The 6,710-nt window shown below is 60.4% G+C and carries 4 protein-coding genes; all 4 read right to left on the reverse strand.

Going from position 1 to position 6,710, the window contains the following annotated elements:
- The coding region (locus tag QM470_RS21330; protein ID WP_283340667.1) for a retention module-containing protein at positions 1 to 738 on the reverse strand (738 nt) is incomplete at its 3' end.
- Between the two features lie 514 nt (positions 739 to 1,252).
- Complete coding sequence (locus QM470_RS21335; protein ID WP_283340668.1) at positions 1,253 to 3,217, reverse strand: bifunctional diguanylate cyclase/phosphodiesterase; 1,965 nt, start codon at positions 3,215 to 3,217, stop codon at positions 1,253 to 1,255.
- Between the two features lie 142 nt (positions 3,218 to 3,359).
- A complete protein-coding gene (locus QM470_RS21340) occupies positions 3,360 to 4,004 on the reverse strand; it encodes a transglutaminase-like cysteine peptidase (RefSeq protein WP_283340670.1) in 645 nt (214 codons plus the stop codon).
- A gap of 362 nt (positions 4,005 to 4,366) precedes the next feature.
- Positions 4,367 to 6,710, reverse strand: a 2,344-nt coding sequence (locus QM470_RS21345) for an immunoglobulin-like domain-containing protein (protein ID WP_283340669.1), incomplete at its 5' end; no start/stop codon positions are given.

Here is a 6,710-nt window from a genome sequence, read left to right on the forward strand (position 1 = left end):
CTCGGTAGGCACTTCGGTTGGAGCTTCTGTCGGCGCTTCCGTAGGAGCCTCTGTTGGAGCTTCCGTCGGTGCTTCCGTGGGAGCCTCAGTTGGGGCTTCTGTCGGAGCCTCTGTTGGGGCTTCGGAAGGTGCCTCAGTTGGAGCCTCGGTAGGCGCCTCTGTCGGCGCTTCCGTGGGCGCCTCGGTAGGTGCTTCCGTTGGAGCCTCTGTCGGAGCTTCGGTCGGTGCCTCAGTTGGCACCTCGGCCGCGACAAGCGGGGCTACGGCGGTTCCGCCACCACGGCGGTCAAACTCCACTTCGGCGGCACCACGCGGGTAGACCAGGGCCAGCGGCGATGTCACTTCCACCACATCGGCCAGGCGGATAAAGGTGCTGCCAGTACCACCGCCACCGCTCAGCGTGGCAGCGGTGGGATCGAGTTCAGCCAAAGGATCCTGGCCGTCATTGATCGCGGCAATCAGGTTGTCCAGCAATGGGTCTGCGACCGCAGGCACGGCGGCTTCCGCGGCGGTCACGTCTTCAAAAACTTCAGGCGCCAGGGCCACATCCTGGTTTTCACCCAGCGTCAGAGGGGGCTGGCCGTCTGCCTGCAACTGCACGGTGCTGCCGGAAGCAGTCACCACCTGTGCATCGGCGGGGATGCGCATGCCTTCACGCAGGGGGGTCAGATTTCCATCCGCATCGCGGACCCACGCTTGCCCGGTGAGTTGGGCAACCAGAACAGTTGTCGTAGCCAAGTGCAGCCTCTTTCAGTAAGCAGTGCCCAGATGTCGATGCGGGGGGCCATCGCTCCAGGCTGTTTGTGCATACATCGTAAGAGATTGCCTACAAGGCGACCATTGGCCGCCACGCCAGTTCCCGCCCTCTTTTCACCAAGAGGCCACTTATATGTATCTCAAGCGCAACGGAAAAGACGCCGCCCCTTGAGCGATCTCAACAACCCATCCGCAACGCCGCTGACGCGGTGGCAATCCGCGCGACGGGCACTGCTTGTGATGTGCCGCCAACTTTGCCACCCGCTGCCAACCATTGCCAAGCGGGGTCAGCAAGCCGCCCTCTTCAGAGCAGACAGCCGTTGCACGCGGATAAGACGGGCTTTTGCTGCCAACCCAAATTTCCATAAAAAATAGCTGCTCATGAAGGCACCGCCTACACAAGCAGCTATTCTTTTTAAGCACCCGCCGCATCTTCCGCACGGGACGGCAGGTGCGGCACAGGGCCTCTGCAGCGGAGCTATGAGATCGCTGAGATCTATGCCACCGGCACATGCACCCCCTGCGCCTGCAGCGCCTGGGCGGTCTCCGCATCCACGCTGCCCGCCAGATAGACCTCCACCTGCAGCGCCTGGGCCGTGGCCACCATGGCCTGCAGCAGATGCTGGCTGCCGGGACTGGTCGCGGCCTGCTGGGCAAAGTCGCTGCCCAGCTTGACATAGGCCAGCGGCAGCAGATGCAGGCGTGCCAGGGCCATGGGCTCGTGTTCCAGACGGCGCAGGCCCACGTGCACGCCCAGCGCTGCAGCAGCACTGGCCAGGGCTTCCACCTCTTCCGCATAGGCCACCAGACCGTGGGCGTCCAGTTCCACCCACAGGCGCTGGCGCACATCCGCGGCCTGTTCCCACAGTACACGCAGCTGCGGCAGGAAGCTGTCATCCGACAAGGAAGGCAGCGATACCTTCACCACCAGTTGGGCGCCTGCATGCTGCTGTAGCCACTGCAGTCCCAGTTGCATGGCACGCACATCGAACGTGGCCGACATGCCCAGGCGCACGGCCACGGGCAGGAACAGCGCGCCCTGCAGCAATGCGCCATCGGCTTCCTGCAGCGTGAGCGAGGCTTCGTGACGCTGTACGGTGGTGCTGGCAGCGGCATAGTTCTGTGCGGCCACCTGCAGGCTCAAGCGCTCTTCGGCCAAAGCCTGCACCAGCGTCTGCTGCCACTGGCGTTCGCTCACGGTGTTGCGCGGTGCGGCGTCGGTCAGGTATTCCACCTCTTCCTGTCCCACGCTCTCGCTGCGGCGCAGCCCCTGGTCCAGGCGGGACAGCAGTTCGCTCACGGTCACGCCGCTGTCGTAGTCGGTCAGCGCATAGGCCCAGCGGCACCATTGGCCCGGGCCGATGGGTTGGCGCAGCGCCTGCAGGTCATGCTTGATCTGCTGCACCACATGCATGGCGGCAGGCCCTTCCATGCCCGGCATCAGCACAATGAAGTCCGACCCGTTGAGGCGCGCCAGCAGCGTACCGGCCGGCCCTTCGGCGGCCAGGCGCAGACCCACGCGCTCGGCCATGGCTGCCAGCCACGCGTCGGCGGGGGCGCGGGTCATATAGGTGTTGAGCGCCTGCAGATCACGCTGGCGGAACAGCAGCACATGACCGCCCACGGGCAGCGCCTGGCCGTCTGCCGCCACATCGCCCTGCAGCACGCGGCGCAGCTCGTTCATGAAGTACTTGCGGTTGGGCAGCATCGTGACCTGGTCGCGGTTGAGCTCCACTTCCAGCGATTCGATGCGCTGCGTCTGCTCCTGCGCCGTGGCGCGCACACGCTCGCGGGTGTCGCTGATGGCGTGCACCACATCGGTCAGCTCGGCCACCTTGCTGCGCAGCGGCGCCACCGCGCCCGACGCGGCAGTGCCCGATGCCGTTGCACCGATGGCCATCACCTGGGCCGAGATTTCCTCGCGCAGTACGCGGCTGAACCAGCTCAGCAAGCCCACCACCGACAGCGCCCACAAACCGCCGGCCACCAGCACCAACAGCCCCATGCGGATGCTGCTGCTCCACAAGGCATCGCGCGCAAAGGTGTTGTCCACCGTGACCGACAGATTGCCCACCTGCTTCCAGCCGTCGCTGATGGCGCGCTGTGCCACTGGCACGCGCAGCGGCAGCAGGCGCGCAAACCAGGGTGGCGCCACCCCATTGCCCGGGGTGTCCGGGTGGCTGCGCTCAAACAGCGTCTGGCCTTCGGTGCCCGTCAGGCTGATGGCGCGGAACTGGCCGCTGTCGAACAAGGCCATCATCAGCAGCTCGCGCGTGACCTCGTCCTGGTTGGCCGGCTGCGACAGCGACAGCGCGAGCGCGGACACCGCGTTCTCGCTTTGCGACTGCAACTGCCCGTCCAGGTACTGGCGCGCGGCATGGATGCTCAGCGCCAACGTGCCCGACAAAATGATCAAGATGGCCACGCTCACCGTGAGCAACAGACGTTTCAACAATGACATGCAAACCTCACCTTCATCCCTCTACCCTTGTTCTCTGCGGTCGTGACCGCCAGCCCCACTGACTCCAATGCTCCCGCTGACCCCACCTACCTCAGCTATTTCACTTACCCCACCAGTCCTGCCGATCCCGTGCGTGACGGGCTCACGGCACAATACCTTCCTGCTGCATGCGCCCCATCAAGCCTTTCCAGCGGCTGATGCGTTCCACCGAAGCGGGCTGCGCACCGGTGACATAAATGCCCTGGGCGTTGAAACTGAACACAGGCGTCAGATCCTTGCGCTGGCTGGCAGGCAGAATGGTGCCCAGCAGGTTGTCCAGCACCAGCGGCTCGGACTGCGGCGTTTCGTAATAGCCCAGCACCATGTGGGCAATGCTTTGCGTGCTGCCCATGCCGCCCACCCGGGCCCGCACATAGATGAAGCGCAGCTTTTCCACCGGCATGCCCAGGCGCACCAGTGAGAAATATTTGCCAATCACATAGTCCTCACAGTCGCCCGCGCGCTTGCCCAGGCTTTCCAGCGGGGTGGCCCAGTATTCGGCCTCGCCCCAGATCTGCTGGTCTTCGCCGCCCATGACGTTCTGGTTCCAGAAATCATTCACCGCCTGCAACTGCCCCTGCACGCTGCGCCCTGCCGACCTTTCCAGCATGGCCAGCCAGGCATCCAGCCGCTGCACCCCGCCCTCGCCAAAGCGGGACTGCATGCTCTGGCGCATCTGCTGTACGTGAAATTCCAGCGCCTGCACATCCGGCGCGCGCCAGGCACCCACCGACAGCACCGCCGCCATCGCCACCGTGCGCAATGCCCACAGCGCCGCACGGCGCACTGGCAAAAGACGGGGCACACACAGGGGCATGAAAAAGTCCAGGCAGATTCCCGGGCGGGAGCAATCAGACAAACAAACAACCACAGCCTGCCACGCAGCAGGCCCATGGCTGCAGTGCACCGCAAAAAACTGAAGTGTGCAAATGCTTCACCGCTCACCTCCAGGGCGCATGCCGGTGCCCGCACATTATCCCAGTGCCTCCGTCAACCACCAGCCCGCCTGTGCCAACAAAAAAAGAGCGCATGCAGCCATGCCCATGCGCTCTTTGCATTCAACACAGGGCAGCGCCAGAGAAGGACGGAACCCTTCTCTGGCATCCGACATCAGTGGTTGCCGTCGACCACCAGCTTGCCCTGGGCGATCAATTGCTTGATCAGGTTGTTCTGGGCAGTGGCGTCATTGCCCGGGTCATTCCACGCCACCCCTTCCAGCGTGATCTTCTGGTCAAAGTTGGCGCCTGTGGTGCTCAGACCACCGCTGCTAGACACCTTGAGCACCGTGTTGGCGCCTTCCCGATCAATGTGCAGGAACTTGCTCAGATCCGTCACATTCTGTTCTGCCTGCAACAAATCGCTCAGGTCCAGCTTGTCGTTCCCATTGCCAAAGTCCTTGACCACATCAGTTGCCGGGGCTGCGATCGTGCCTTGATCGCCCTTGCTCCAGACAAATACATCGTCGCCATCACCGCCAATCAAAGTGTCATTGCCTTGGCCGCCCAACAAACGGTCATTGCCAGTGCCGCCTGACAAAGTGTCATTGCCTGCACCGCCAACCAACAGGTCATTGCCGGCACCACCATCGAGGATGTCGTTGCCGGTGCCACCGTACAGGATGTCGTCGCCATCTTCCCCGTACAGTTTGTCGTCCCCTCCTTGCCCATAGAGGATGTCGTTACCAATGCCACCATGCAGCTCGTCTTTGCCGCCGCCCGTGGTTTCCAGCTCAGCAAAAGCAGCATGGTTCTGGGAGATGTAGTTGTGCACTTGCTCCACAGTGACCTTGTCAGCTGTCAAGCCACCGCCCAGTTGATCGGCCACCATCTTCTGCAGTGCAGCAAAACCCTGCAAATCGCCCACCTTGATTTGGTCACCAAACAAGATGTCGTCGCCCTTGCCCCCCTGCACTATGTCGTCACCCGACGGCAAAGTGATGTTGGTGCCCAGAATTGCGGCGGCCAGATTGGCGGCATCGATATTGGCTTGCACCACACCGTCGGAGTCGTAGGCTTTCAAGTCATCCGCGCTCAATGCCGCCCCTAAGCCTATCGCTTGCACTCCACCTGTGGATACCGCCTTTAACAATTCATATGCAGCTTTAGATTCCGAAGTCTCAGTCGATGTGGTCGTATTTCCTGACCCGCCTACAACAGAGTACACATAACCACCCTTTCCATCTGCATTCAATGTCAATTTACCCAAGGAGGACGATTCCCAACCCCAGAACTTTTCTACCCACGCAGTAACTTCGCCACTTTTACTTACTACAACACGCCCATCCACTTTGATTTCATCACCAAGCTTGTAATTGATCAGCAAGGATTGCAAGGAAATATCACTCTTACTCGACGAGTAATAATCAACCACCTTCGGATTTTCATCCTGATAATATGTTGGCTTACCATCAGTGATAAAATAAGTCAGATTGGTTCCTGCATTGGCTTTTACTGAGCTGGAATTGAACCAATTGGCCGCATCCTTAAAGGCGGCTTCATAATTGGTTCCGCCCCCGCTTGCCATGGAGTTCAGCAGCGTCTTGATTACGTCAGGGAAGCCATCCTTATTAGCATCCGTGAAATTCTTCAAATTGATACTCACACTACCTTGGACGCTGGCATCAAAATCGGACAAATAAATATTGACCGTGCCTGCATTTTCACCCTTAGCGCTCGCAATCAGCTTTGTGATAACTTCTTGCAACGCCTTTACCGCATCGCTGACAGCTTTATCCCCCATACTTCCGGAGGTGTCGACAATAAAAGCAATGTTGTAGTTTTGCCCCGGCAGTATCTGCAGCCCTTGCACATCGGAAATGATCACATCATTGCCGTTCGCGCCGGTCAGCGTGTCATTGCCCACATTACCTGTCAGCGCTGAATATCCACCCAGTACCAGATTCTCAAATTCTTTGCCGGATGCCACCGTGGCCCCCGTCAGATCCAGCAAAGTGCCGCCAGAATTGGCAGGTAATGTGTACGTCGCACTGATATCGCCAGCCTTGACAATCACCGTGTCGCCATTGCTCAAGGTCACCGTCAAGGCTTCGCCCAGCTTCTGACTCAGGCTAATGGTGTAGTTGGTGGGCTGCCCTTCTATAACGCTGCCATTGCTTTGGATCGTCACCTTGAAGGTATCGATGGTGTCCTTCACCGTCACCGTAGCAGTGGCACTGGTGTCTAGGTATTCAAAATTACCGCCACCGTTGGTGCCTGTAATAGTGACATTGATGGTTTCTGCGTCCTTGAAAACGTCATCGCCTTGCACAGCGAACGCTGTGGACTGCACCACCGTCCCTGGGACATAGTTGGTACCAAAGGTGACCGTCGCACCGTTGCTCAACGTCACCACCAGCGGCGTCTGGGGCTTGTAATCGAGGGTAGCCTTGATGAAGGCTGTACCGCTGCCTTCATTCACGGTCACATCAATGAGCGTCACCTTCGCAGCATCCGTA

The organism is Comamonas sp. 17RB, assembly GCF_030056555.1.
Lineage (GTDB): Bacteria > Pseudomonadota > Gammaproteobacteria > Burkholderiales > Burkholderiaceae_C > Comamonas > Comamonas terrigena.